A 25,252-nucleotide genomic window follows, 5' to 3' on the forward strand; every position below is an offset into this window, starting at 1 on the left:
TCGCCACGGCTTCAGGCCGCGGCTCCGCTTCTGTCATCCCTCGCGCCGGGCGGGACATGGAGGCGCGTTGTGGCGTCACCAGCCACGCCCCTTCAGCCTGGTCAGCATGGCTTCGAGGTCGGCCAGATTGTCGCCCGCGGTGCCATCGCCCGACAGCGTCTTGTGGACGGCGTTCCAGAATTGGCTCGACGCCTCGTTGTACTTGATCCTGGCCGCGGCCGAGGGACGCGGCACCGCATTGAGGAAGATCTGCTTCCAGCGCGGAACGATCGGCTGTTGTCTGGCGATGTCGGTATCGTCATAGAGCGCCTGGATGGTCGGCAGGCTGGAGTTCCTCAGCGCGCGGTATTTCTGCATCGCGGGCGAGGCGATGAATTTGACGAGCCCGATCGCAGCGTCCGGGTGCTTGGAATATTTGGACACGGCAAGATTCCAGCCACCCAGCACCGCCGCCGGACGCGCGCCTTCGCCGGTGCCGGCCGGCAGCGGCGCTACGTCGAACTTGCCCTTGATCGGCGAGCCTTCGGAATTGCCTAGTGCATAGGCGTAGGGCCAGTTGCGCATGAAGACCGCATTGCCGGTCTGCCACACGCCGCGCGATTCCTCTTCCTGATAGGCCAGCACGCCGGGTGGCGCGATGGTTCCGACCCAGCCTTTGGCCGTGTCGAGCGCTGCCGCCGCTTTTGGATTGTTGATCGAGATGGTGCCGTCCGGCTCGATGATCTGGCCGCCGCCGTTCGACATCACCCATTCCAGCGCGTCGCAGGTCAGCCCCTCATAGGCATTGCCCTGGAAGACGAAGCCCCAGATGTCCTTGTTGCCGGAAGCCCGTTCCTTGTCCATGACCAGCCTGGCGGTGTCGGCCAGCTCCTTCCAGGTGGCAGGCACCTTGGCGCCGTATTTGTCGAGCAGGTCCTTGCGGTAGTAGAGCGCCGGCGCATCGGTGAAGATCGGCAGCGCCACCAGCCTTCCGTTGACGGTCTGCGACTGGATGATCGAGGGGAAATGGGCGCCGACGACATCCTTGGTCGCCGCGGTCAGGTCGACGAGCTGGCTGGCGAGCTGCGGCGCCCAGATCACATCGGTCTGGTAGACGTCGATATCGCTATTGCCGGCGGCAAGCCACAGCCTGTACTGGCCGAACTGGTCGGTCCCGGATGCCGGCATGACGACGATGCTGACCTTGTTGCCGCTGTCCTTCTCATAGCGGTCGAGGATTTCACGCAGCACCTTGATGCCGATTCCTGTGTCGCCCGATACGATCGACAATTCGGCGGCTCGCGCAGGCACAGCCGCAATCATCGCGGCAGCGACCAACGTGGCAAATGCGTGAAAGAGCCTCATGGCGGCGGAGGATCTCCTTTCGGAACGGCGACGCAAGCCTTCGAGGCTCCGGAAGCTCGTCGGACCCCTCCACCATTCTTTGAATGCGGAGCGGCGCTCTGGGTTCCCGAGCGATGCCCGCGAGCGGCGGTGGGCCGGGCCGCGGCTTCAGCCTTCCCAGGCGACAGGGCTCATCCCAAGCCGCTGATAGAGCCTGACAGCGGCGGCGTTTTCCACCGTGTTGGTCTTGAGGTCGACATGGTCTGCGCCGCGTTCGCGAAAGACGGCGAAGGCGTGCCACATCAGCGCCTCGCCGATGCCCCTGCCGCGCGCCTGCGGATGCACGGCGAGATCCCTGACGAAGGCGCTCGTCCAGCACAGCGCCGCCGCCACCAGCAGGCCCTTGGCGTCGATGACGAGGAAACAGAGCGCAGAATCGAATTCGGGGTCGCCTGAGATGCGTGGCCACCATTCGTCGAACGGGCCGTCGGCGCCATCGTCGAACACTTCGGTCAGCAGCGCATGCAAGGCCGGCGCATCGCCGGGCTCGAGGGTGCGCATGACAAAGCCATCCGACCAGTGCGCGGGAACCAGCGTCTCGTCGAGGATCTTGCGCAGCCGGATGTCGTTCGGAGCCGGCGGGCGCGGTTCGGGCATTTCGCTCAGGCGTCGGGCAGCAGGCGGCGCCGCTTGCGGTCGACGCCGAGGCCGGTCGCCTCGAGCAGGCCTTTGCGCTTGGCGTCGAAATAGTAGCCGGTCTGATAGAGCCAGTCGGCGCGCTTGGCGTTGCCGTCCGACACCAGCCAGGCGCCACGCAGGTATTTGACGGCGTATTTCAGGTTGGTTTCGGCATCGAACAGGCCCCTGGCCGGTCCGTCATAGCCCATGCCGCGCGCCGTCGCGTGCTTGATCTGCATCAGCCCCCAATGGCCGTTGTTGTAGGCCTTGGGATTGAAGGTGCTTTCGCGGTTGACGACATGGCGCACAAGGTCGACCGGCACCTGATAAAACGCGGCGTATTTTACGATCAGCCGGTCGATATCGCCGCGCACGCCGGTCGCATGCTCTTCCTGCACCGGAGCGGCAGGAAACTGGACGAGGGCAGCCGGATTCTGCGGCACAACATAGGCCGCCTGCTGCACGCCGGGCATGGCTTTCTGATCGTTCCTGGCGATCGCCGGCACGATGAGCCCGGCGGTGGCGTAGGTGGCTGCCGCCTTGATTGGTGCGCCGGCGCCAGCCGGCGGCGGCGCCTGCCAGGCATTGGCGGTCATCACCGCCGGCACGGCCGGTGCGGTTGGGGTCGCTCCGGCAAAGGCCGCGGTTGCCGCGGCCGCCTGTGTGGTCGGGCCGGCGGACAACTCAGCGGTTTGAACGGGCGTAATCCCCGACGATTCCGGCAGCACCGAAGCCGTCTCCGGCAACGGTATGGTGAAGCCGGCATCGGTGCCGGCGACGGTCGCTGTTTCGGTCAGGGAAGACGCGGATTTCATCTGCGATGTCGACGTGCAACCGCTGACGCAGGCCATGGCCGCGATCACGCCGAGCGCGATAAGGGTTTGTTTTGCTGGCAAGCCGCGTTCGGGTCCGGTTCGTCGGATGTTAAGAAATCCCTTACACCAGCGATTCCTAGCGAGCAATCGGGGCGCTCAGGTGGTTTTCGGGTGGCGAGACTCGGGCCGAAATGCCATATTGTTCCTGATATGTACCGGCATGAATGCCGGTTTCTGGCCATTTTGCGAAAGGAGCACGCCATGCAAACGCCGTCGCAGATCACAGCCGGCCACGCAGTGTTAGAAACAGTGATCGGCTTCATGGGGATTGCCTGGAGCGAAAAGGGCCTGATCCGGCTCTGCCTGCCCGAACGCAGCCGCGAGGCAGTGGAACGGCGGCTGCTGCGCCATGCCGGCGTTTCGGCCGCTACCGTGCAGCCGCCGTGGGTGGTCGAACTGATCGCCTCGATCAAGGCCTATGCGGCAGGCGAGGACGTCGATTTCTCCTCCGTGCCGGTCGATCTCGACGGCATCGACGATTTCCGCCTCGCCATCTATGGCGCGGCGCGAAAGCTAGCCTATGGCGAAACCACCACCTATGGAGAACTGGCCAAGCGCGCCGGCCATGCCGGCCTGCCGCGCGAAACCGGTGCCGCGCTTGGCGCCAATCCGGTGCCGCTGGTCATTCCCTGCCACCGTATCCTCGCGGCCGGCGGCAAGATCGGCGGCTTTTCGGCGCCCGGCGGTTCGACCACCAAGGAAAAGATGCTGGCCATGGAAGGCGTGCGCGTCGGCCCGCCGCCGCCCGCGCAGGTCTCATTCGGATTTTGAAGCGATAGCGGCCGCGCCGAGCGACTACCTAGTCGCTGTGAAAGAAACGCCGGCGGAAACGCCGGTCGTTGTCCGGTCGCTTGCAATTGTAGACCGGGCAGGATTTCGTATCGGCGCTCGGCACATAGGCGCGTGTCCTCACCTCGCCCATGGTGCAGAATTGCTGGCTCTGCACATAGCGGTCGTAGAGTGGCAGTCCCGGTACCCGCCTCGACTGGTAACGCAGGATGACGGCGCCCTGCCGCGCGATCGTCGCCTGCACGCGGCCACACCCCATCCGCGTCGGATCGTAGCGCGAGATCGCCTGCGCCTCGGCGGCAATCAGCGTCAGGCATGCTGCCAGCAGAATGGTCTTCATGGTCCTCTCCCCTGATGCGCGGCCCACGGACAGCGCCATCTGACGCAACGGTTTCACCGGATTGGGGCGGCCGTTGGGCGGTCCCTCGATCACGGCTTTCTCACGCAGTCTTGTATTTCGTGCGAAAGCAGCCTATATCAGCCCCATTGATATTTCGGCCGATCGATCCGGGCCTCGCGATCTTCGCGTTTGCTGACGTCTATCTCCAAAATCTCGATGCACACCGGCTGGACCTCGGTTCGGTCAAACCAAAGCAAATGTGAAGGACTATTTTTATGGCAACTGGAACGGTCAAGTGGTTCAACGCCACCAAGGGCTTCGGCTTCATCCAGCCTGACGCGGGCGGCGCGGACGTTTTCGTCCACATCTCCGCTGTCGAGCGCGCTGGGCTGTCGACCCTGGTCGAAGGCCAGAAGATCAACTTCGAGATCGAGCAGGACCGCCGCACTGGCAAGTCGTCCGCTGGATCTCTGAGCAAGGCAGCCTGATTTTGAAAATGGCGCGCGCCGGGCGACAGCCCGGGGCGCGCGGCAAGTCACGGATGTACTGACGGTCGCGCGAGAAGCGCGCCGGAGCGGAAAGACCCGACAAGCCGGATCAGCAGATAGCTGCCAGCCCGGACCGGACGCTCCCGATCAGGCTACCGAAATGGGAAGGCGGGCATTGTCCCGCCTTTTTATTTGCCTGGATTCCAGGCATGTAAAGCCGAACCTGGAGTCCCACCTGTGGTACCACTAGAGTGGTATTATCCGGCCATGACCAAGCTTGAGCAAATCGAAAAGTCCATCACCGAACTGAGCCCCGAGGAGCTGAAGGCGTTTGCCGCATGGTTCGAGGCGCTCCAGGCGGACCTGTGGGATCGGCAGATCGAGACCGACGTGAGGGCGGGGCGATTGGACAAGCTTGCCGAACAGGCATTGGCTGACCATCGCGCCGGCCGGACTCGCCCTCTGTGAATCACGGCGCCTCTCCATCATTCTGGAAGGCTTATGAAAAACTGTCGTCGTCGAACAAAGCAAAGGCGGACAGGCGTTTTGTCATACTGCGCTCCGATCCTTTTCATCCCTCCTTACATTTCAAGCAGGTAGGTTGCTATTGGTCGGCGCGGGTCGACGAAACTACCGGGCTGTTGCCATACGCAACAATGAAGATGTGATCTGGTTCTGGATCGGCACCCATGCCTACTACGACCATTTGTTGAAATAGCTCCCGCGCAGCTTCTCGGACGATGGGTGGCCGGGCCTCGCGCCTGTTTGGCGCGCCTCGCCCAAAAGAGCCGCGGGGCGGTGGCGAGGTTGAGGATAAAATTACCCTACCCACTCCATAGAGACGTGCCCCGGATCCGCCACCATGCGGTCAAGCCACGCAGCCACCGCCGGATAGGCGTCGAGCTGGAAGCCGCCCTGCTCCGCCGTATGCGTATAAGCGTAGAGCGCGATATCGGCGACGCTGTAGGCGTTTCCGGCGAAGAACGCGTTGTTCTCCAGGTATTTATTCATGACACCGAGCGCCTTGTTGCCGCGCTCCAGTGTCACCGCCAGCCGCTCCGGCGTCGCGTCCTTGGCCCTTTCGGGAAAGGTCAGCAGCGCCTTGCGCACGGCGATATAGGGCTCGTGGCTGTACTGTTCGAAGAACAGCCATTGATAGGCGAGCCCGCGCTCATACTTGTCCGCGGGCAGGAAGCGCGTGCCCTCCGCGAGGTAGAGCAGGATGGCGTTGGATTCAGCGATCCGCCTTCCGTCGTCGAGCTCCAGCAGCGGCACCATGGCGTTCGGATTCTTGGCGACGAAATCCGCTTTTCGCGTATCGCCCGTGTGCGAACTCACCTCGACAGTGGTGAAAGGGAGGCCGAGCTTGGCCATCAGCAGGCGCGGCTTGTAGCAGTTGCCGCTGTCGATCATGCTGTAAAGTATCATCGCTGGTCCCCCGAGCGCTGCCATGTGCAGACGCGATTATCGTAGCCGCGCCGTCCTCACCAATGATTAGTTTTGGCGCGACGATCAGCGCCGCTGATGTGTAGCACACGGCGCTACCCGAACAGCGGCACCACCTTGCTGTCCCTGCCCAGCAGCGCGTCGATGGCGAGCGGTCGCTCGTCGAAGATCACCCCGGCCAGCGCCGGCCGGGCGAGTAGAAAACCTTGCAGCAGGTCGACGCCGCCATCGAGCGCGACGCGCAGATGGGTGGGCTGTTCGATGCCCTCGACCAGGACCTTGGCGCCGCGGTCGTGCAGGCTGGAGACCAGCGGGCGGAAGAACCGTTCGGCGGCGGCGTGGCGGCAGAATTGCGCGAACCAGCCACCGTCGATCTTGACGATATCGGGCTTGAGCAGGCTGACCCGCTCCTCGGTCGAGTGGCCGGTGCCGAAATCGTCGATGGCGATGCGGATGCCGTCGCGGCGCATCTCGCGCACCAGCCTGGCCAGCAGCGTGTCGTCGGCCGCCTGTTCGGTGATTTCGCAGACCAGCATGCCGGGGGCCAGGCCGAGCTCGCCGAGATGCCTGCTCATCAGCCGGATTTCGGCCAAGGCCCGGCCCCGATGGGCGTTGACCAATGGATTGTAGTTGAAGAACAGATCGAGCCCATCGACGCCGATGTTGCGGAAATTCCTGAGATGCAGCACCCGGCACATGGTTTCGACGAACAGCCGGTCCTGGGCCGCGACGCCTTCGAAGAACGCCCGTGCGGCGCCCGGCCGGCCGGCGCGATGCGGCTCGATCAAGCCCTCGACGGCGATTGCGTGCAGGAAGCGGCCGCGCGGCGCGAAGATCGGCTGGTAGGCGCTGCGCAGGCGAAAGTCGCCATAAACGCCATATTCGATACCGACCTCGTCCATGAAGATCGCATCGCCGACATCTCGCCGCCGTTCGGGCCTCATCGTGTGCTCCTGCGCCCAAAGACTTTCACCGCCCGCGCGGTATGCGGCGCGGCGGCCGGGACGGAAGAGGCATTGTCGGCGGCAGGCGACGGCCCGTCCTTGCCGAAGACGCGGAAGCTGGTCGGCGCCAGCTCCGGCCGCGCCAGCACGAAACCCTGGACCATCGAAGCCCCGGATTTCTCGGCCAGCTCCAACTGCCAGCCTTCCTCGATGCCCTCGAACACGGTGCGGATGCCTTGCGCCTCAAAGCTTTTCACCATGGACGTCAGCAGCGCAAAGCCGGCGCCGGACTCCATCAACTGCGTGATCCAGTGGGCATCGAACTTGACGATGTCGGGTTTCAACTCCTTGATGCGGTTGATGTCGGAATCGTCGGCGCCATAGTCATCGACGGCAATGCGAAAGCCGTTGCCCTTCAACGCCGCGACGAAACCGTGCAGGGTCTCCTGCGAGGCTGGACGCTGCTCGGTCACCTCGCACACGACACGGCCCGGATCGATGCCGGCCTCGTGCAGCACCAGGCGCATTTCGCGCAAGGCATTGTCGGCAACGGCGCGCTCGGTGAACACCGATGGATCGAAATTGACGAAGATCGACGCTTCCTGCGGCAGGCAGGCGCCGGCATTCAGCAGATGCAGCGTCCTGGTCAGCGCCTCGACATGGAGCCGGTCGGCGGCCGGGCAGGTGCTGAAGAAGCTCATTGGCGATTGCGGCTCGCCGTCGCGGAACGGCCGGATCAAGCCCTCGAAGGCGGCAACCGACAGCTTGCCTTCCCTGAAGGCGAAGATCGGCTGGAAGGCGCTTTGCAGCGTATAAATGCCCCAGACACCTGACGAGGTGCCGTCATCATGACGGATGATATGGGCAAGCCCGATGCTGCGCGACAAGGTTCCTCGCTCCGCGAACTGGCGCAATTGGGTTGCGATCCTGCCACGCAAGCCTCTACCGCCCGTTAATGAACTTTCTGTTGTCGATCACGGCTCATTGACCTCCTTGCGGCACTGGCCCAGCCGACAATGCTTGCACTCACGGGAATGATGCGACATGAGAAGCGCCGCGGCCGCTCCTGGCCGCGCTGATCCTTTCTGGAGAGAAAAAGGTCATGGCCTTCCTTGCCGACACCCTTTCACGCGTGAAGCCTTCCGCCACCATCGCGGTGACGCAGAAAGCCCGCGAGCTGAAAAATGCCGGCCGCGACGTCATCGGCCTGGGTGCAGGCGAACCGGATTTCGATACGCCCGACAACATCAAGAATGCGGCGATCGAGGCCATCCGCCGTGGTGAGACCAAATATCCGCCGGTGTCTGGCATCGCACCGCTGCGCGAAGCGATCGCGAAGAAATTCAAGCGCGAGAACAATCTCGACTACAAGCCCGAACAGACAATCGTCGGTACTGGCGGCAAGCAGATCCTGTTCAACGCCTTCATGGCGACGCTGAATCCCGGCGACGAGGTCATCATCCCACGCCCCTATTGGGTCAGCTATCCCGAGATGGTGGCGATCTGCGGCGGCACCTCGGTGTTCGCCGACACTTCGATCGACAATGGCTTCAAGCTCACTGCCGCTGTGCTGGAAAAGGCCATCACGCCGCGCACAAAGTGGCTGCTGATGAACTCGCCGTCGAACCCGTCGGGCGCCGCCTACACCGAGGCCGAGCTTCGGTCGCTCGCCGACGTGCTGCTCAGGCATCCGCATGTTTGGACGCTGACCGACGACATGTACGAGCATCTGACCTACGGCGACTTCGTCTTCAAGACCATCGCCGAGGTCGAGCCGAAGCTCTATGAGCGCACGCTGACCATGAACGGCGTGTCAAAAGCCTATGCCATGACCGGCTGGCGCATTGGCTACGCCGCGGGTCCCATCCAGCTGATCAAGGCGATGGACATGATCCAGGGCCAGCAGACGTCGGGCGCCTGCACCATCGCGCAATGGGCCTCGGTCGAAGCGCTGAACGGCCCGCAGGACTTCATCGCCAAGAACAAGGCGATCTTCCAGGGGCGCCGCGATCTCGTCGTCTCGATGCTCAACCAGGCGCGCGGCATCTCTTGTCCGTCGCCGGAAGGCGCCTTCTACGTCTATCCGTCCTGCGCCCAGCTGATCGGCAAGAAGACCAAGGCCGGCAAGGTGATCGACACTGACGAGGCCTTCTGCTCGGAGCTGCTCGAGGCCGAGGGCGTGGCGGTGGTATTCGGTTCGGCCTTCGGCCTCGGTCCGAACTTCCGCATCTCCTACGCCACGTCGGAGACGCTGCTGGAGGAGGCGTGCACGCGCATCCAGCGCTTTACGGCATCACTGACCTGATCGTGAAAACAAAACCCGGCCAAACGCCGGGTTTTTAGATCGGCTCGACACGGTACTCAGCCGCCATATTGGGCCGGCGTCACCGCTTCCAGCCAGTCGGCATGCACGCCCTCGAGCGCTTCCTGCATGGCTATATGCGTCATGGCCGTTTTCGGCCCGGCGCCATGCCAGTGCTTTTCGCCTGGCGCGAACGAGATGACGTCCCCTGCCCTGATCTCCTGGATGAGACCGCCCCAGGTCTGGGCGAGGCCGGCGCCCGACGTGACGTACAGCGTCTGGCCAAGCGGATGCGTGTGCCAGTGAGTCCGCGCGCCCGGCTCGAAGCTGACCAATGTCGCCCGCAGCCGTGCCGGAGCCTCCTTCTCGATGATCGGCGTCTGCAGCACCCGCCCGGTGAAGTACTTTTCCGGCGCGATGACGGTCGGCGTGCTGCCGCAAGCAATGATCTTCATCGTTCGATCCCTGGAACTGGTGGCGATGCGGGCGGCGGCGACGCCGCTCTTCTTTCGAGACCCTAGTTTCGGCCGATATGGCCGTCGACGCAACCGGTCTGTTCGGCTTGCAAATCAGCGGCAACCGCACCGCGCGCTCGGCCCTTGAGGCTACCTATTTTCCTTGCCCTGCCGGCAAACAAGTGGGACGATACCTTTGGGCCGGTTGAAGACAAGCCCGCCCGCGACGGTCGAACAGGCCGGCCGCCGCTCAGGACCGACTGACCTTGGCCTGAACCATGAATGCCAGTCGGTCTCCAGGGAAACGCCTGAGTGGAGGTCAGTCATGGGTAATCGCGCCGGAGGACGACGCACGGGACCGAAATGCATTGCCATAGTCGGTCCCTTCGCAAGCGGTAAGACGACACTTCTCGAAGCCATATTGGCCCGCACGGGCACCATTCCCCGCCAGAACCCGGTTTCCTCGGGAAACACCGTTTCAGATCATTCGCCCGAGGCGCGCGCGCACGCCATGAGCGTCGAGGCGACCTTCGCCACCACGGAATTCATGGGCGAGCAGTTCACTTTCGTCGACTGTCCCGGATCGATCGAATTCTCCTTCGAGGCCGAACCGGTGCTGGCCGCCTGCGACCTCGCGGTGGTCGTCGCCGAGGCCGACGAGAAGAAGATCCCCGCCCTCCAGCTCATCATGCGCAAGCTCGACGATCTCGGCGTGCCGCGCATCCTGTTTCTCAACAAGGTCGACAAGGCGATTGCCGGCGTGCGCGACACGTTGAAGATGCTGCAGCCGGCAAGTGCGGTGCCGTTGCTTCTGCGCCAGATACCGCTGCGCAAGGACGGCGTCGTCATTGGCTCGATCGACCTGGCGCTGGAACGCGCCTACATCTACCGCGAATATGCCGAGAGCGAGGTGGCCCAGATACCCGGCGACGAAAAGGCGCGTGAGCTGGAAGCCCGTTTTTCGATGCTGGAACGGCTGGCCGACCATGACGACCAGTTGATGGAACAGCTGCTCGAGGAGATCGAGCCGCCCAAGGACGCGGTCTTCGACGATCTTGCCGCGGATCTGCGCGACGGCGCCGTCACGCCGGTGCTGATCGGCACCGCAGAGAAAGGCAATGGCGTGCTGCGTCTCCTGAAGGCGATCCGCCATGATGCGCCCGACATCGACGCGACCCGCAAACGGCTCGGCGCCCCCGAAGGCAACGCGACCGTGGTTCAGGTGATGAAGACCATCCATACACCGCATGGAGGCAAATTGTCGGTGTCGCGCATCCTTTCGGGACAGGTCGCCGATGGCTCCGAGCTCTGGCTGCCCGGCGGCGACATGGCAAAGGTGTCCGGCATCTACAGGATGCTTGGCAAGGACCAGTCGAAGCTCACCGCGGCGAAGACCGGCGACACGGTCGCGCTCGGCAAGCTGGACGCGGTCAAGACCGGCCAGACGCTGACCTCGGCCAAGGGCGGCATGAAGCCGCTGCTCCAGTTCGAGCCGCCGCAGCCTGTCTTCGCTTTCGCCTTGCGGCCGAAGGAGCGCAAGGACGAGGTGAAGATGTCGGCCGCCATCCAACGGCTGGCCGAAGAAGATCCCTCGCTCAGCCTGCATCATAACCAGGACTCGGCCGAGACCGTGCTGTCGGGCCATGGAGAAATGCACCTGCGCGTCGTACGCGAACGGCTCGAGGGCAAGAACCAGATTCCGGTCGAAGGCCATCCGCCGGCGGTGCCCTACCGCGAGACTATCCGCAAATCGGCGCAGCAACGCGGCCGCCACAAGAAGCAGTCCGGCGGCCACGGCCAGTTCGGCGATGTGGTGATCGAGATAAAGCCGCTGCCGCGCGGCGCAGGTTTCCAGTTCACCGATACCATCACCGGCGGCGTGGTGCCCAAGACCTACATCCAGTCGGTCGAAAGCGGTATACGCGATTACCTGAAGTCGGGCCCGCTCGGCTTTCCCGTCGTCGACGTCGCCGTCAACCTGTCGGACGGCTCCTACCACGCGGTCGATTCCTCCGACATGGCCTTCCAGATGGCGGCCAAGCTTGCCATGAAGGAAGGCATGGCGGGCTGTTCGCCCGTGCTCCTGGAGCCAGTGATGAAGGTCGAGATCGTGACGCCCTCCGATGCGACCTCGAAGATCATCGCGCTGATCCCGCAGCGGCGCGGCCAGATCCTCGGCTACGACGCGCGGCCCGGCTGGCCAGGATGGGATGTCGTCGAGGCGACCATGCCGCAATCCGAGATCGGCGATCTGATCATCGAGCTGCGCTCGGCCACCTCGGGCGTCGCCAGCTACCGCGCCGTCTTCGACCACATGGCCGAACTCACCGGCCGGCTCGCCGACGAAGCGATGAATGCCAACGGCAAGGCAGCCTGATACTGATGCATGTCGTCTAAAGTGATCTCGGCTTTGGGACATCGACATCCACAAAGATTTGGGTGAGTGCCCTCTCGACCTTGTTCGAGAGGGCGCAAACAAAAAACGACGCCCGGGGGGGGCCGGACGCCGTTTTGTTTGCGGACCGTTTTCTTGGGAGGAGAAACGGCAGGTCCGCCGCATCTTGAAGTCGCCGCTTCGGCGGAAGAAGGTTCGGACGCGGTAGCCGCCTGAGCCCGGATCGTCCGAGTGATGCCCCCATCTCCCGTCCGACCACACCGCGTCCTATGATCTGCTTAGCAGGAGCCGAGCGCCTTTGACATGTTACCAGAGGTTACATGTCACTGTTACGTGGCTATTTCGGTGGATTTTCCCGCCCTTCCGGCAGCGTCCGGGCAACAAAAAAGCCGGATCAATGAAGATCCGGCTGAGTTTGATTGGAAGTGCCTGTTAAGGCTAACCTCCAGAGGGGAACACTCGAGGGCGCTAATGGGAGGAGAACGCGCCCAGGAGATGAATTATATATGTGCTCATCATGCCCAAGAAACAAGCATCTATTTTGCAACACACGCATGCAAAAAGACGCAGGCTGTGGTCTAAGCCATTTCTGGACCCAATAGGACCAGCAGAATCACCGAAGCGGAACCCGCAATGAGACAATTGTCACGGCGGAATCGCGAATCACGCTCGGTTTTCATCCCGAAATGTCAAAAATGCGCAATGGCGTGGAATGAGGCAGCAGGCGTTTATTTCCGAGGCAACTAATGCATGTCGCGCAAAGTGTCCTCGGTTCGGCAGCGACGTGAACAACAAAGACTTGAGCGCGTCGCGGGAATCGGTTTGGGCGTGACATGCTTCAGGCGGGAGACAAGCAATGCGGACCTTTTCGGCGATCGCCGGCAGTGCTGCGTTCTTCATCGCGGCACCCTGTATCGTCGCCGGCCTCGTGCCGTGGCTGCTGACGGATCGCTGGGACCGGCCATGGTCGAGCCTGCCGGGTCTTGCCCCGCTCGGCTGGATCCTCATCGCCGTCGCCGTGGCGGCGCTGCTGCATGCATTCGCCTGCTTTGCGCTTGAAGGCCTCGGCACGCCTGCTCCGGTCGCTCCGACCGAGAGACTGGTGGTCGGCGGGCTCTACCGCCATGTCCGCAATCCGATGTATGTGGCGGTGCTGTCGATCATCATCGGCCAGGCACTGCTGTTTTCAAGCTGGACGCTTGTCGCCTACGCCGCCATGGCAGCCGCGGCCATGGCCACCTTCGTCAAGCTGTACGAGGAGCCGACGCTCGCACGCCGCTATGGCGATGAATACGAAACCTACCGCCGCAACGTGCCCGCCTGGCTGCCCCGCCTGACGCGCTGGCGGGGGTGAGGGTCTGCACGATCTCCGGTCAATACGACCAGCTCCGCGCCTTGGCGATGATGAAGTCGCGAAATACGTGCAGCTTCGCCTGGTTCTTCATCGCGTCCGGGTAGGCGAAATAGGTGTCGAAAGAAGGCACCTCCGTTTCCGGCAGGAGCTGCACCAGGCCGGAATCCTTGGAGATGACATAGTCGGGCAGCATGGCGATGCCGGCGCCGCCCTGCACCGCGCGCTTGATCGACAATATGTCGTTGATCTGCAGCGTCGGCACGCGCTGGCCGCCCTCGAAATCGCCGACCGTTTCCAGCCAGTTCAGCTCCGACAGATGCGCGGGCACCGGCACGCCGAAAGTGACGATGCGATGCGCCTTGAGCTCGGCCACCGAAGCCGGCCTGCCATGCTTGGCGATATAGCCTGGCGAAGCATAGAGGTGGAAATGCACCGTGAACAGGCGGCGCTGGATAAGGTCCGGCTGCTGCGGCTGGCGCAGCCGGATGGCGCAATCGGCCTGGCGCATGGTCAGGTCGAGCTCCTCGTTGGCGAGGATCAGCTGCAGGCTGATTTCAGGATAGAGCTCGATGAACTCCTGCACGCGTTCGGTCAGCCAGCCGGCGCCGAGCCCGACCGTGGTCGTGACCCGGAGCACGCCGGAGGGGCGGTCCTTGGTCTCGGTCAGCCGCGACTTGATGGTCTCGAGCTTCATCAGCACGTCATGCGCCGTGCGGAACAGCATCTCGCCCTGTTCGGTCAGCACCAGGCCGCGGGCGTGGCGGTTGAACAGCGGCACGCCGACATCATGCTCGAGCGCGCTGACCTGGCGCGAAATCGCCGATTGCGACAGGTGCAGTGTCTCGGCCGCATGTGTAAACGACCCTGCTTCCGCCGCAGCGTGAAACACGCGTAGCTTGTCCCAGTCCAACGCCATGATTCCCCTCGTTCCTGTTTGGCGTCTGAATGAAAAATCAGGCTTTTACACGGCGTTTCTAAGCCGTTCTTTCAACAGTTTGCGAACCGCTATTCGGCCGCCTCGCGATGCACCTCGATACCGGCCAGGTATTTCTCGGCCTCGAGCGCCGCCATGCAGCCCAGCCCCGCCGCAGTCACCGCCTGGCGGTAGATATCGTCGGTCACGTCGCCGGCGGCGAACACGCCGGGCACGTCGGTGCGGGTCGAATCCGGCGCCGTCCACAGATAGCCGTTCGGCTTCTGCTTCAGCTTGCCGACGAACAACTCGACCGCCGGCGCATGGCCGATCGCGACGAACACGCCGTCGACCTCGAGCTGCGTCTCGACACCCGTCACCACGTTGCGCAGCTTCAACCCTTCGACCGAAGGCGGCAGTGGCGTCTTGCCCGGACGGCCGGTGATCTCGTCGACAACCGTGTCCCAGATGACGCGGACATTGTCCTTCTTCAAGAGCCGCTCGCGCAGGATGCGTTCGGCGCGGAAGTCCGAGCGCCTGTGGATGACCGTCACGCTCTTGGCGAGGTTCGACAGATAGAGTGCTTCTTCCACCGCCGAATTGCCGCCGCCGACCACCGCGACATCCTTGCCGCGGTAGAAGAAGCCGTCGCATGTGGCGCAAGCCGATACGCCGAAGCCCATGAACGCCTGTTCGGTCGGAATGCCAAGCCATTTGGCCTGCGCGCCGGTGGCGATGATCAGGGCATCGGCCGTGTAGACGGTGCCGGAATCGCCCGTTGCGCGGAACGGCCGCACGTTGAGATCGACCTCGGTGATGATGTCGGCGATGATGTCGGTGCCGACATGTTCTGCCTGCCTGAGCATCTCGCTCATCAACCACGGACCCTGGATGGGTTCGCCGAAACCGGGATAGTTCTCGACGTCGGTGGTGATCATCAGCTGGCCCCCCTGCTGCAGGCCGGCGACCAGCATCGGCTTCAGCATGGCGCGGGCGGCATAGATCGCCGCGGTATAACCGGCCGGGCCGGAACCGATGATGAGGACAGGCGCGTGCTTGGTGGTCATGAAAAGCCTCTGCGGAGGGCTGCCGGCGTTTGCGGCATGGAAACTCGTCGATGTCGCGCGTAATGTAAGTGTTGCCCACGATGCCAGCAAGGCAGGTTGGCGTTCGTCCCCGGAAAGCTTTGTCGCACCGGGCGAACCGCTCTGGTGCGGCGCGGATTTCCCCGTGGGGGATGGCGTGGACAGCAAAGTCGTTTAATTACAAATCCCGCAAGATTCTTTCGCCATCCGCAATCATCGAAAGCCCCGAAATGCCGCTCAAGGCCGACCTCGACGCAATCGACTGGAAGATCCTGCGCGAATTGCAGGCAGATGGACGCATGACCAATGTCGAACTGTCGAACCGCGTCGGCATTTCGGCACCACCTTGCCTGCGCCGCGTCAAGCGACTGGAGGAAGCCGGCATCATTCGCGGCTATCGGGCGCTGCTCAACGCGCCGGCGCTCGGTCTCGACGTGGTCGCCTTCTGCCTGGTCGGCCTGCACCATCAGGCCGATGCCGAGCTTCGCATCTTCGCCGAGCGCACGCGCGGCTGGCCGGTCGTACGCGATGCCTGGATGGTGTCGGGCGAATCCGATTTCCTCCTGCACTGCGTGGCAAGCGACCTCGGCGCCTTCCAGACCTTTGTCATCGAGGAACTGACCTCCACGCCGAACGTCGACACGGTGCGCACAGCCCTCACCATCCGCCGGGTCAAGGATGAAGGGTTGGTCTCGTTCGAGCGGCCGTGACGCCGATCGATTGCGGCGCCCGGCCAAAGCGAATTCCGGAATTTCGCCACATCGCCGCCGCGTTGATAACGGACAGGCGCAGGCAGCCGGATCGTCCTGTGCGATTTGGCGCCTGATTGGTTTCCTTGCCCAAGCAGCGTAAGTTCCAAGGACGATCCGCCGTGGAAGGGACCATGACCAGGTTTGCAAGCCCGATTTCGGCGCTCATCATCTGCATGAACGAGGCCGATATGATCGGCCCGTGCCTCGAAAGCATCGATTTTTGCGCCGAGATCGTCATCGTCGATTCAGGCTCCACCGACGCCACGTTGGACATCGTTCGGCAGTTTGTCGCTGAGGGCTATCCGATAAAGCTGCTGCACAATGGCTGGCCGGGTTTTCCGCATCAGCGGCAATTCGCGCTCGACCACGCCACGCAGCCCTGGTGTCTTTCGATCGACCCGGACGAACGCGTCGACGACCGGCTGCGGCAGTCGATCGTGGCGGCAGTCGAGACGGCGAATGCCGGCATCAGCGGATGGTACATCCGCCGCCGCGACTGGCTGAAGGGCTACGGCTATGCCCATCGCTGGGTGCTGCACAACAGGCTGTTGCGGCTTTTCCGCCGGGAAGGTGCGACCATGGACGTGACCGCGCGGGTCCATGAATCCTTCGGCGTTCCCGGCGAGACCAGCACGATCGAAAGCGGCGTGCTGCTGCATCGCCGCGAAATATCGGTCGAGGAGGATCTGGCCCGGGCAAATGCCTATTCCAGCCTCAAGGCGGCCACCCTGGTCGAGAAAGGCAAGAAGCCGGGCCTGGTGCGGCTGGTGCTTTCGCCGCTCGGCAACTTCCTGAAATTCTATCTGGCCAAGCGCTACTTCCTGTGCGGCCGGCACGGCTTCGTCTATTCGATGTCGGTGATGATCTATTCCTTCGCCACCGAGGCCAAACTGTATGAGGCCTCGCAAGGCAGCGAACCGGCGTGAGCGGTCAGGTCCGGATCAAGACCGCTTATCCCGGCCATCGAGCCGCCCTATGGCGGCGAGCAGGCCGTCGAGGTCGCTGCTGTCCCGCAAGGGCCTGATGACGAAGCCGGAGCGAAGCTGCGCCTCGCCGTCGACGAGCCAGCCCTGCGGCAGGCCGGCGCCCAGGCCTGCCTCCATGTCGGCCAGCTTGTCGCCGACGATCACGGACCGCCGGAGATCGAGATCGAGGCGTCTCGCCGCCTCGAAGAGCATGCCGGGATTGGGTTTGCGCATCGGGTGATCCGATATGCCCAGCGGCCCCACGCCAGCCTCGTGGTAGGCGCAGGCCAGCACCATGTCCACGACAACGCCCTGATCGCGCAACAGGTCGAGCACGCGGCGGTTCACATCGGCGAAGGCACTCCAACCGAAATAGCCGCGCGCGATGCCGGACTGGTTGGTCACCACCACGACCGGGATGCCGGCATTGTTGGCGGCGGCGATCGCCGGCAACATCTGCGGCCGGAGCTCGATCTCGGCCGGATCGCTGGGATAGTCGGTATCGACATTGATGGTGCCGTCGCGATCGAGGAACAGCGCCGGCTGGCCGGCGGGAAAAACCCTGCCGCCGATCCGCTCCACCCACAGGCCCGGCTCGGCCAACGGGTGCGGCGCCTTGTCAGCCATTGCTGAGGCGCGCTTCCACCACCTCGCACAGGTGATGGTAGAGGCACAGATGCCCCTGCTGGATGATCGGCGTCGAGGTCGAGGGCACGTTGAGCAGGATGTCGGTCAGCGGCGCGAGCTTGCCGCCTGTGTCGCCTGTCAGGCTGATCACCGTCATGCCCATGGTCCGCGCCTGTTCGGCGGCCGCCAGGATGCTCGGCGAATTGCCGCTGGTCGAGATCGCCAGAAGCACGCCGCCGGCCGCGCCATGCGCCTCGACCTGGCGCGAAAAAACGGTGTCGAAGCCGTAATCATTGCCCCAGGCGGTCAGCACCGCGGCATTGGCCGGCAGCGCGATGACATTGTAGCCCTTGCGCTCCTTGAGAAAGCGGCCGACCAGTTCGCCGGCGATGTGAATGGCGTCGCTGGCCGAACCGCCATTGCCGCAGATCAGCAGCGCCTTGCCCGACGAAAGGGCGGCGACGATCGCGCTCGCCGCACGTTCCATCGCGCCTGTTAGATCGCGCTCGACCAGCGCCGTGATCGCGGCCGCCGAGCGGACCAGGTAATCGTTCAGTTCGGACATGAAACCCTCAATTCTTATTACCGGCCGAGCGCAACCTGCCGATGGTGCCGGTCGTGCTCTTGCCGGCGACGAGATCGACCAGGACCACGCGCCCGCCGGCTTTCTGCACCACGTCCGCGCCGACCACGGTGTCGACAGTGTAGTCGGCGCCCTTGACCAGTATGTCGGGCAGAAGCGCCTCGATCAGCGCCAGCGGCGTGTCCTCGTCGAAGACCACCACCGCGTCGACAGACGCGAGTGCCGCCAACACGCAGGCGCGGTCGTGCTGGTCGTTGACAGGCCGTTCCGGCCCCTTCAGCCGGCGCACCGAAGCGTCGCTGTTGAGGCCGAGCACCAGCCGGTCGCACTGGCTGCGCGCCGCGTGCAGCAGGCTGACATGGCCGGCATGCAGGATGTCGAAACAGCCATTGGTGAAGCCGACGCTGAGGCCCTCCTCCTTCCACGCCGACACCAGCCGTGCGGCCGATTTGGCGTCGAGGATGGCATCCCTGGGGACGCTCAGACCGTGCGATCGAAACAGCGCGCCGTTGAGTTCCTCGACCGTCAGCCGCGCCGTGCCTCGCTTGCCCACCACAACGCCGCCGGCTGCATTGGCGATCGAGGCGGCCGCGGCCGGATCGGCGCCGGCGGCAAGCGCCAGCGCGAAGGTCGCGATCACCGTATCGCCGGCGCCCGACACATCGAACACTTCGCGCGCCTGCGTGGCGATGTGGCGCGCCTCCGTCGGACCGACGACGCTCATGCCCTTTTCGCTGCGCGTGGCGACGACGAAGTCGAAGCCATGCGCCGCAAGCAGCTCGCGCGCCGCGGCCACGATCTCGTCATCGCTGAACACCGGCCGTTCGACCGCTTCGCCGAGTTCCTTGCGGTTGGGCGTGATGGCGGTCGCGCCGGCATAGCGTGCATAATCCCGGCCCTTCGGATCGACCAGCACCGGCTTTCCCGCCTCGCGGCAGATCGCGATCAATTCGCCGGCGACGCCGTCGAGCAGGATGCCCTTGCCGTAATCCGACAGGATGACGATGTCGGCGTGCGCCAGCGCGGCGCGGAAATGCCGGACCAGCGCCGCGCGCTCCGCCGCGCCGAGCGGCTTGATCTCTTCCTCGTCGAAGCGCAGCACCTGCTGGTTGAGCGCGCTGAAGCGGCTCTTGGACGACGTCATGCGGCCGCGCTCCCGCGCCAGGCCTGTCGTGTCGGCGCCAAGCTCGCCGAGCATGCGCACCAGGCTGTCGCCTGCCGTATCAGAGCCGATCACCGAGACCGGAATGGCGGCGGCGCCGAGCGAGATGATGTTGGCCACGACATTGCCGGCGCCGCCCATCGCCAGGCTCTCGCCGCGCCCATGGAGCACCGGGATCGGCGCTTCAGGCGAAATCCGCTCGATGATGCCGTTGACGAACCGGTCAAGGATGAGATCGCCGACCACCAGCACGGTGGCCTGGCCGAAGTGCGCGATGGCGCGGTGCAAGGGCTCGGGGGAAAGTGGGTCGTGCTTGGTCATGTCACTGGCAACGCGCAAAAACCGGTTTTGAAGATGCATGGAGGACAAATTGGCCGGGATCGGTCGTTCATGGCGATGCCGATATACCGCAATTCGAGCCAGCGCAACGCCGGCTGGCCTCGTCAACTCTTCTGCAAGGCGACATGGACGCCAAGCCCGACCAGCACCGCGCCGCCGGCTCGCTGCATCATGCGCTGGGCGCTGCTGGAGCGGCGCAGCCTGCCGATCACGGCACCAGCCAGGAACACGCAGACGATATCGGCCGAGGAGAACATCAGGTTGACTGTCGTGCCCAGCACGACGAATTGCAGCCAGACCGGGAATGCGGCAGAGGCATCGATGAACTGGGGCAGGAAGGCCATGAAGAAGATCGCGGTCTTCGGATTGAGCACCTCGACGGCGATGCTCTCGAAAAAGGCGCGGCAAGCCGATTTCCGCTCGATCGCCGGCAGTGCCATGTCGCCTTCCGCGCGCTTGCGGAACAGCGCCACACCGAGCCAGATCAGGTAGAGCGCGCCGACGAGCTTGACCGCCATGTAGAGCGGCGGCACGGCGTGGAAAAGCACGGACAGGCCGGCGGCAGCGGCAAAGACGTGAACATAGCCGCCCAGATGAATGCCGAGCGCCGCAGTCAGGCCGGACCAGCGGCCGCGCGCCATCGTCTGCGCGGCGGCATAGAGCATGGCCGGGCCTGGAATATAGGCGAAGATCGCCGTGGTGGCGAAAAACGCGACGAGCAGCTCTGTCGACGGCATTCCTGGTCCCTCATGATCGCGCCCGGCGGCGCGAGCCGACTGAAGCGGCAGCTTTGCGGCGCCACTGTGGCGCGCTGCCCCGCGCAGGGCAATCGCGGACGGGTCCACCCCTCGATTGTTCTTGCGGATCCCAGTGCCGCCCGGCAACGCTGCTTTGTCGACAGCTTCGCAAGCCTCCCTTATAAGGACCGGAATCGCAAGCAACCAGAGGCGTTCATGATCATCGTCACGGGCGGCGCCGGCATGATCGGCTCCAACATCGTCGCCGCGCTCAATTCGGAGGGCCACGACGACATTTTGGTCGTCGACGACCTGAGCGATGGCCACAAGATCGCCAACCTTGCTGACTTGCGGATCGCCGACTATCTCGACAGGGACGATTTCCTGGCCCGCCTCGAGGACGGCGGGCTCGGCCGCATCGAGGCCGTCTTCCATCAGGGCGCCTGCTCGACCACCACCGAATGGAACGGCAAGTTCATGATGGAGGTGAACTACGCCTATTCGAAGCGGCTGCTGCATGCCTGCCTGGCGCTGCGCGTGCCCTTCCTCTACGCCTCCTCGGCATCGGTCTATGGCGGCGGCTCCGAGTTCCGCGAGGACGCGGAGCTTGAGCGGCCGCTCAACGTCTACGCCTATTCAAAAAAGCTGTTCGATGACTATGTCAGGCGCAATGTCTTCGATACCGATCATTCGCAGGTCGCGGGCCTGCGCTACTTCAACGTCTATGGGCCGCGCGAGGCGCACAAGGACGCCATGGCCTCGGTCGCCTTTCATCTGTTCAACCAGGTCGGGCGTGGCGAGAATCCAAAGCTGTTCGGCGCCCATGACGGCTTTGGTCCGGGCGAGCAAAGCCGCGACTTCATCCATGTCGGCGATGTCGCCGATGTCAATCTGTGGCTGTGGAAGCGCGGCGCGAGCGGCATTTTCAACTGCGGCACCGGCCGGGCGCAACCCTTCCGCACCATTGCCGAAACCGTCATCGACGCGCTGGGCAAGGGCGAGATCGAGTACATCCCCTTTCCCGACCACCTCAAGGGCAGCTACCAGAGCTTCACGCAAGCTGATATGTCGCGTCTGCGCGCCGCCGGTTATAACGGGCAATTCCGCAGCGTCGAAACCGGCGTCAGAGACTATGTCGAATGGCTGAAAGCCCAGCGATCCTCGTGATCGGCCCACGCTGGGTGGGCGATATGGTGATGGCGCAGTGCCTGTTCTCGGCGCTGAAGGAGCTTCATCCAAATGCAGCCATCGACGTGCTGGCGCCGGCCTGGGCGGCTCCTTTGGTCAAGCGCATGCCTGAGGTCCGCCAGCAGATCGATTTCCCGCTGAAACCCGGCGCGCTCGAATTCGCACATCGGCGCCGCTTCGGCCGTCTGCTGCGCGGCCGTTACGACAGGGCCTATATCCTGCCCGGCAGTTGGAAGTCGGCGCTGATCCCGTTCTTTGCCCGCATTCCACGCCGTTTCGGCCATCTCAGGGAAATGCGCTACGGCCTGTTGACCGATATCGTTCCGCTGCCGGAGGCCGTAAAACGGCGCACGGCGCAGGCCTATTTCGGCCTTGCACAGGGTGGCGGTTTCCGGGCGCCTCATCTGACGGTGGACGCCAATAACCAGGCTACGCTGCTCGACCGTTTCGGCCTGGAGTCGCAGAAATTCGTGGCGTTGATGCCAGGTGCCGAGTTCGGCCCGGCCAAGCGCTGGCCGAGCGAACGCTATGCCGGCCTTGCCCGGGAGTTCATGGCCAGAAGGTTCAAGGTCGCGCTGTTCGGGTCGAAGAACGACCGCGACGTGACCGCGGAGATCGCAGCCCTCGCTCCTGGCGTGGTCGACCTGGCCGGCCAGACGCGGCTGGAGGACGCCATCGACCTGATCGCGGCCGCCGGGCTGGCGGTCTCCAACGACAGCGGGCTGATGCATGTTGCGGCGGCGGTCGGCACGCCGGTTGTCGCCGTCTATGGTTCGACCTCGCCACAGAATACGCCGCCGCTGGCCGAACGGCGCGAACTGGTCTGGCTCGGCCTCTCCTGCTCGCCTTGCCACCGCAAGATCTGTCCGCTCGGCCACCTCAATTGCCTGAAGACGCTCGAGGTCGCACGGGTCATGGCGGCGGCGGACCGCCTGCTGGACATCCCGGCCGCCGCATGAAGGTGCTGATCGTCAAGACCTCGTCGATGGGCGATGTCATCCACACTTTTCCGGCGCTCCAGGATGCGCGCCGCGCACGGCCCGATATTGCCTTCGACTGGTGCGTCGAGGAGGCTTTCGCCGGCATCGTCGCGCTGCACCCCGCAGTCGGAACCATCCACACGGTCGCCATCCGGCGTTGGCGAAAACATCTCTTCGACAAGGCCACCTGGCGCGAGGCGACCGCCTTGCGACGCGCCTTGCGTGCGTGCCGCTATGATCTGGTCATCGATGCGCAAGGCCTGTTGAAATCGGCGCTGGTGGCCAGGCAGGCGAAGGCGCCGATCGCCGGCTTCGACCGCTCAAGCGCGCGCGAGCCTTCGGCAACGCTGCTTTACGACGTCGGCCACGCCGTCCCCCGCAACCTGCACGCCATCGAGCGGACGCGACGGCTTTTCGGGCAGGCGTTGGGTTACCGGCCCGATCTTTCGATACTGGATTCGGGCATTGTGCCGCCGCCCGGCAATCTGACCGGCATAGCCGGCAACACGGCCTTCCTGCTGCACGGCACCAGCCGCGAGGACAAGAAGTGGCCTGTTGAAGACTGGATCGAAACCGGCCGCCTGCTGGTTGAGCGCGGCATGACGCCGGTCACGACCTGGTCGGACGAGCGCGAACAGGCGGTGGCCGAAGCGATCGCCCGGGCAGTTCCATCGACGAGCATCGTGCCAAAATCACCATTGGCCGACATCGCGGCGATCCTGGGCAACTCGAGGCTGGTAATCGGCGCCGACACGGGGCTCACGCATCTCGCCAGCGCCTTCGGCCTGCCGACGGTCGCGGTGTTTTTGGCCACGGAGCCGGGTTTGACCGGTCCGCGCGGCCCCTATGCATTGACGCTGCAGGCCGCGCCCGGTGAGCGAGTGTCGCCCGCGAGGGTGGTGGCTGAGGCTGAGAGGCTGCTGGAGCACCAGACGCATGGCCAGGCCGGCGCTGGCAAGAACTGATCTATTCAATCGGAAAGCTGGCGCTGCCCCTCATCGCCCTGCCGGGGAGAAGGACACCTTCACCGATGACTGCGCCAATTTTAAGCGTTTGCAGAATAGACGCCGACTTCGCGTTCAGCCGTCTTCTCCCCGTCACTATACGGGGAGAAGGTGCCGGCAGGCGGATGAGGGGCGGCGCCAACCTTGGCTAAAAACGCGCAGATCAGCGCCCCTCGAACTCCTTAGATAAACTGCACCTGGACGATCTCGTAGCCCCTTGCACCACCCGGCGCGTTGACCTCGATGGCGTCGCCGACTTCCTTGCCGATGAGCGCCCGCGCGATCGGCGAGGAGATCGAGATGCGGCCGGACTTCACGTCCGCCTCCTGATCGCCGACGATCTGGTAGGTCTTCTTCTCCTCGGTGTCCTCGTCGACCAGCACCACGGTGGCGCCGAACTTGACCTTGTCGCCGCTGAGCTTGGTGACATCGATGACTTCGGCCCGGGCGATGAGATCCTCGAGCTCGTTGACACGGCCCTCATTGAGGCTCTGCGCCTCTTTGGCGGCATGGTATTCGGCATTTTCGGATAGGTCGCCGTGCGAGCGCGCTTCGGAGATCGCCTCGATGATGCGCGGCCGCTCCTCCTGCTGGCGCCAGCGCAGTTCTTCCTTCAATGACGCGAACCCCTCGCCTGTCATCGGGACCTTGTTCATGATACCTGACCTTTCCTGCCGCCACCCCCGCATTTCGGGGAAAGCCTTATCGATGGTGCAAAAAGAAAACGGTCCGGCAGCCTCGGGCTAACGGAACCGTTCACCGCAATTTCCCTGAATATAGCAATCTTTGCGGGCTTTTCACGCCCAAAAATCGGTTTCTGAAGAAATCATCACCGTTTTCGCCCGCGCCGTCGCAGGAGCCGGCATGGCAACAAAAAACCGGCCGTGATTGCTCGCGGCCGGTTCGAAAAGGCATCGAGGGGGGTCAGCTCCTCATGAAATGGTCGATCTGTTCGGCCAGCATGCCGTATTCGCGTGAACCCTTGCCGGTTCGCTTTTCGATCTCCATCAGCTGTTGCTGGGCGCCGGCCAGGTCGCCGATCTGGAGATGGGCTTCGCCGAGATATTCGCGCACCAGCGTGTAGTTGGGATCGATGCGCAGCGCTTCCTCGTAATAGCCGAGGCCAACGGCGACGCGGCCGGAATGGCGGTGCGAATAGCCGAGATAGTTGAGGATGCGCGGGTCCTGCTTGTTGGCGGCGAGGCTGAGCACGGCGATCGCCTCGTCATAGCGGCCGGCCATCGCCAGGTCATGCCCGGCATCATAGATGCTGTCGTCGTCCAGCATGCCTTCCTGGGGTGCGACGCACTTGTTCTTCTTCTTGTCCCAGACCATGCCTTTCTTGCATTTGGTGGTCGTACTGGTGTCGTCACCGCTGCCTGCGGCAAACACCGGAACGGCAAGGAACTGCAGAGCGAGAAGCGCGCTCGCCGCCTGGATCAGCACTCTTTTATGCATCGGAGCCTCCTGGAGGGGTGAGAATGCAACACTAACGCAGCGTGTCGGCGGTTTCATCCCGGAAAAAAGC

General features: G+C 64.0%; 27 protein-coding genes and 1 pseudogene. 12 read left to right on the plus strand and 16 right to left on the minus strand.

The window, feature by feature from the left end; genetic code table 11:
* Positions 1-75: 75 nt before the first annotated feature.
* The 3 genes from FJ953_RS09445 to FJ953_RS09455 all read right to left on the minus strand — a co-directional run bounded on the left by FJ953_RS09445 (position 76) and on the right by FJ953_RS09455 (position 2,897).
* The gene (locus FJ953_RS09445) at positions 76-1,344 is read right to left on the minus strand and encodes an ABC transporter substrate-binding protein (RefSeq protein WP_140624081.1); all 1,269 of its coding nucleotides are present in this window, start codon (positions 1,342-1,344) and stop codon (positions 76-78) included.
* Positions 1,345-1,491: 147 nt separating this feature from the next.
* Positions 1,492-1,980, minus strand: coding sequence for a GNAT family N-acetyltransferase (locus FJ953_RS09450; RefSeq protein ID WP_140516793.1), 489 nt, complete (start codon positions 1,978-1,980; stop codon positions 1,492-1,494).
* 5 nt (positions 1,981-1,985) lie between these two features.
* Complete coding sequence (locus tag FJ953_RS09455; protein ID WP_140624083.1) at positions 1,986-2,897, minus strand: lytic transglycosylase domain-containing protein; 912 nt, start codon at positions 2,895-2,897, stop codon at positions 1,986-1,988.
* A 180-nt stretch (positions 2,898-3,077) separates the two neighbouring features.
* Here FJ953_RS09455 and FJ953_RS09460 point away from each other — a divergent pair, with 180 nt between their 5' ends.
* Positions 3,078-3,647, plus strand: a complete 570-nt coding sequence (locus FJ953_RS09460; protein WP_140624085.1) for a methylated-DNA--[protein]-cysteine S-methyltransferase — start codon at positions 3,078-3,080, stop codon at positions 3,645-3,647.
* A 28-nt stretch (positions 3,648-3,675) separates the two neighbouring features.
* Here the strand turns inward: FJ953_RS09460 and FJ953_RS09465 are convergent, their stop codons facing one another.
* On the minus strand, positions 3,676-4,005 hold the full coding sequence (locus FJ953_RS09465; protein WP_140566991.1) for a hypothetical protein: 330 nt from the start codon (positions 4,003-4,005) through the stop codon (positions 3,676-3,678).
* A 275-nt stretch (positions 4,006-4,280) separates the two neighbouring features.
* Between FJ953_RS09465 and FJ953_RS09470 the strand changes: the two genes are divergently transcribed.
* The 3 genes and pseudogenes from FJ953_RS09470 (at position 4,281) to FJ953_RS30830 (ending at position 5,211) form a co-directional block, all read left to right on the plus strand.
* Positions 4,281-4,493: a cold-shock protein gene (locus tag FJ953_RS09470; RefSeq protein WP_010910991.1), complete on the plus strand. Its 213-nt coding sequence runs from the start codon at positions 4,281-4,283 to the stop codon at positions 4,491-4,493.
* A 267-nt stretch (positions 4,494-4,760) separates the two neighbouring features.
* Positions 4,761-4,961, plus strand: coding sequence for an iron-containing alcohol dehydrogenase (locus tag FJ953_RS09475; RefSeq protein WP_140556015.1), 201 nt, complete (start codon positions 4,761-4,763; stop codon positions 4,959-4,961).
* Positions 4,958-5,211, plus strand: a pseudogene (locus tag FJ953_RS30830) (hypothetical protein). The gene FJ953_RS09475 and the pseudogene FJ953_RS30830 overlap by 4 nt, the downstream one beginning before the upstream one ends.
* Positions 5,212-5,312: 101 nt before the next feature.
* Here FJ953_RS30830 and FJ953_RS09485 read toward each other — a convergent pair.
* The 3 genes from FJ953_RS09485 to FJ953_RS09495 all read right to left on the minus strand — a co-directional run bounded on the left by FJ953_RS09485 (position 5,313) and on the right by FJ953_RS09495 (position 7,770).
* Entirely contained in the window at positions 5,313-5,921 is a 609-nt protein-coding gene (locus FJ953_RS09485) for a glutathione S-transferase family protein (protein ID WP_140624087.1), read from the minus strand.
* 113 nt (positions 5,922-6,034) lie between these two features.
* Complete coding sequence (locus tag FJ953_RS09490; protein ID WP_140624089.1) at positions 6,035-6,883, minus strand: EAL domain-containing protein; 849 nt, start codon at positions 6,881-6,883, stop codon at positions 6,035-6,037.
* A complete protein-coding gene (locus tag FJ953_RS09495; protein WP_140624090.1) occupies positions 6,880-7,770 on the minus strand; it encodes an EAL domain-containing protein in 891 nt (296 codons plus the stop codon). The genes FJ953_RS09490 and FJ953_RS09495 overlap by 4 nt, the downstream gene beginning before the upstream one ends.
* 215 nt (positions 7,771-7,985) lie before the next feature.
* Here FJ953_RS09495 and FJ953_RS09500 point away from each other — a divergent pair, with 215 nt between their 5' ends.
* Entirely contained in the window at positions 7,986-9,188 is a 1,203-nt protein-coding gene (locus FJ953_RS09500; RefSeq protein WP_140624092.1) for a pyridoxal phosphate-dependent aminotransferase, read from the plus strand.
* Between the two features lie 56 nt (positions 9,189-9,244).
* On the opposite strand, the gene FJ953_RS09505 is transcribed toward FJ953_RS09500, so the two are convergent.
* Positions 9,245-9,640: a cupin domain-containing protein gene (locus FJ953_RS09505; RefSeq protein ID WP_140495951.1), complete on the minus strand. Its 396-nt coding sequence runs from the start codon at positions 9,638-9,640 to the stop codon at positions 9,245-9,247.
* A 325-nt stretch (positions 9,641-9,965) separates the two neighbouring features.
* On the opposite strand from FJ953_RS09505, the gene FJ953_RS09510 reads away from it, so the two are divergent.
* Both FJ953_RS09510 and FJ953_RS09515 read left to right on the plus strand, forming a co-directional pair.
* On the plus strand, positions 9,966-12,017 hold the full coding sequence (locus FJ953_RS09510) for an elongation factor G (RefSeq protein ID WP_140624094.1): 2,052 nt from the start codon (positions 9,966-9,968) through the stop codon (positions 12,015-12,017).
* Between the two features lie 874 nt (positions 12,018-12,891).
* Positions 12,892-13,389 carry an isoprenylcysteine carboxylmethyltransferase family protein gene (locus FJ953_RS09515; protein WP_140560643.1) on the plus strand — a complete coding sequence of 166 codons (498 nt, stop codon included), beginning with the start codon at positions 12,892-12,894 and terminating at the stop codon, positions 13,387-13,389.
* A gap of 19 nt (positions 13,390-13,408) precedes the next feature.
* On the opposite strand, the gene FJ953_RS09520 is transcribed toward FJ953_RS09515, so the two are convergent.
* Positions 13,409-14,305 carry a LysR family transcriptional regulator gene (locus tag FJ953_RS09520; protein ID WP_140495954.1) on the minus strand — a complete coding sequence of 299 codons (897 nt, stop codon included), beginning with the start codon at positions 14,303-14,305 and terminating at the stop codon, positions 13,409-13,411.
* Positions 14,306-14,394: 89 nt separating this feature from the next.
* Entirely contained in the window at positions 14,395-15,369 is a 975-nt protein-coding gene (trxB, locus tag FJ953_RS09525) for a thioredoxin-disulfide reductase (RefSeq protein ID WP_140516807.1), read from the minus strand.
* Positions 15,370-15,617: 248 nt separating this feature from the next.
* Here trxB and FJ953_RS09530 point away from each other — a divergent pair, with 248 nt between their 5' ends.
* Together FJ953_RS09530 and FJ953_RS09535 are read left to right on the plus strand one after the other, a co-directional pair.
* Positions 15,618-16,097: an Lrp/AsnC family transcriptional regulator gene (locus FJ953_RS09530; protein ID WP_140495956.1), complete on the plus strand. Its 480-nt coding sequence runs from the start codon at positions 15,618-15,620 to the stop codon at positions 16,095-16,097.
* A 173-nt stretch (positions 16,098-16,270) separates the two neighbouring features.
* Positions 16,271-17,065 carry a glycosyltransferase family 2 protein gene (locus FJ953_RS09535; protein ID WP_140624096.1) on the plus strand — a complete coding sequence of 265 codons (795 nt, stop codon included), beginning with the start codon at positions 16,271-16,273 and terminating at the stop codon, positions 17,063-17,065.
* A 15-nt stretch (positions 17,066-17,080) separates the two neighbouring features.
* On the opposite strand, the gene gmhB is transcribed toward FJ953_RS09535, so the two are convergent.
* The 4 genes from gmhB to FJ953_RS09555 all read right to left on the minus strand — a co-directional run bounded on the left by gmhB (position 17,081) and on the right by FJ953_RS09555 (position 20,552).
* A complete protein-coding gene (gene gmhB / locus FJ953_RS09540; RefSeq protein ID WP_140624098.1) occupies positions 17,081-17,731 on the minus strand; it encodes a D-glycero-beta-D-manno-heptose 1,7-bisphosphate 7-phosphatase in 651 nt (216 codons plus the stop codon).
* Complete coding sequence (locus FJ953_RS09545; RefSeq protein ID WP_140556028.1) at positions 17,724-18,296, minus strand: SIS domain-containing protein; 573 nt, start codon at positions 18,294-18,296, stop codon at positions 17,724-17,726. The genes gmhB and FJ953_RS09545 overlap by 8 nt, the downstream gene beginning before the upstream one ends.
* A gap of 7 nt (positions 18,297-18,303) precedes the next feature.
* On the minus strand, positions 18,304-19,797 hold the full coding sequence (gene rfaE1 / locus FJ953_RS09550) for a D-glycero-beta-D-manno-heptose-7-phosphate kinase (RefSeq protein ID WP_140624099.1): 1,494 nt from the start codon (positions 19,795-19,797) through the stop codon (positions 18,304-18,306).
* Between the two features lie 122 nt (positions 19,798-19,919).
* The gene (locus FJ953_RS09555) at positions 19,920-20,552 is read right to left on the minus strand and encodes a LysE family translocator (RefSeq protein ID WP_140524876.1); all 633 of its coding nucleotides are present in this window, start codon (positions 20,550-20,552) and stop codon (positions 19,920-19,922) included.
* Positions 20,553-20,768: 216 nt separating this feature from the next.
* On the opposite strand from FJ953_RS09555, the gene rfaD reads away from it, so the two are divergent.
* From rfaD to waaC, 3 genes are read left to right on the plus strand one after another with little or no spacing between them, the layout of a single operon-like run.
* Entirely contained in the window at positions 20,769-21,719 is a 951-nt protein-coding gene (rfaD, locus tag FJ953_RS09560; protein ID WP_140624101.1) for an ADP-glyceromanno-heptose 6-epimerase, read from the plus strand.
* On the plus strand, positions 21,692-22,699 hold the full coding sequence (gene waaF, locus FJ953_RS09565; RefSeq protein WP_140624103.1) for a lipopolysaccharide heptosyltransferase II: 1,008 nt from the start codon (positions 21,692-21,694) through the stop codon (positions 22,697-22,699). The genes rfaD and waaF overlap by 28 nt, the downstream gene beginning before the upstream one ends.
* Entirely contained in the window at positions 22,696-23,685 is a 990-nt protein-coding gene (gene waaC / locus FJ953_RS09570; protein ID WP_140624105.1) for a lipopolysaccharide heptosyltransferase I, read from the plus strand. Before waaF ends, waaC begins: the two co-directional genes overlap by 4 nt.
* 221 nt (positions 23,686-23,906) lie before the next feature.
* On the opposite strand, the gene greA is transcribed toward waaC, so the two are convergent.
* Together greA and FJ953_RS09580 are read right to left on the minus strand one after the other, a co-directional pair.
* Positions 23,907-24,380, minus strand: a complete 474-nt coding sequence (greA, locus tag FJ953_RS09575; protein ID WP_008877613.1) for a transcription elongation factor GreA — start codon at positions 24,378-24,380, stop codon at positions 23,907-23,909.
* 268 nt (positions 24,381-24,648) lie between these two features.
* On the minus strand, positions 24,649-25,182 hold the full coding sequence (locus FJ953_RS09580; RefSeq protein WP_140495965.1) for a tetratricopeptide repeat protein: 534 nt from the start codon (positions 25,180-25,182) through the stop codon (positions 24,649-24,651).
* Positions 25,183-25,252: the final 70 nt, after the last annotated feature.

The organism is Mesorhizobium sp. B2-3-6 (assembly GCF_006442305.1).
Classification (GTDB): domain Bacteria; phylum Pseudomonadota; class Alphaproteobacteria; order Rhizobiales; family Rhizobiaceae; genus Mesorhizobium.